Origin of the sequence: Vibrio sp. CUB2 (genome assembly GCF_001557945.1) — a bacterium.
Classification (GTDB): Bacteria; Pseudomonadota; Gammaproteobacteria; order Enterobacterales; family Vibrionaceae; genus Vibrio; species Vibrio owensii.
Genome location: NZ_LNRB01000088.1, coordinates 1 through 323, shown reverse-complemented (window position 1 = coordinate 323; position 323 = coordinate 1). Strand labels below are relative to the sequence as shown.

Sequence of the window (323 nt, the reverse complement as noted above, 5' to 3'; positions counted from 1 at the left end):
CAATTGATTAAAAGTCAACTGCTCTACCAACTGAGCTAACGACCCAATGGTATCCCGTAGGGGAGTCGAACCCCTGTTACCGCCGTGAAAGGGCGGTGTCCTAGGCCTCTAGACGAACGGGACACTGCTATTTGTTTCCACTTTTAAAAAGCAGAACCAAACTTCGAAGATATTGGGATATCTTCGTCTCTTTTATTTATAAACCATATCAATCTGTGTGGACACTCATCGTGAGTAATCATCGTTTAAGGAGGTGATCCAGCGCCAGGTTCCCCTAGCGCTACCTTGTTACGACTTCACCCCAGTCATGAACCACAAAGTGG

At 46.4% G+C, this 323-nt stretch carries 1 tRNA gene and 1 rRNA gene; both read right to left on the bottom strand.

The window, feature by feature from the left end:
- Positions 1-47 precede the first annotated feature (47 nt).
- Positions 48-123 (bottom strand) — tRNA-Glu (locus tag ATB78_RS28015).
- Positions 124-246: 123 nt separating this feature from the next.
- Positions 247-323: ribosomal RNA gene (locus tag ATB78_RS28010) — 16S ribosomal RNA — on the bottom strand; the annotation flags it as partial.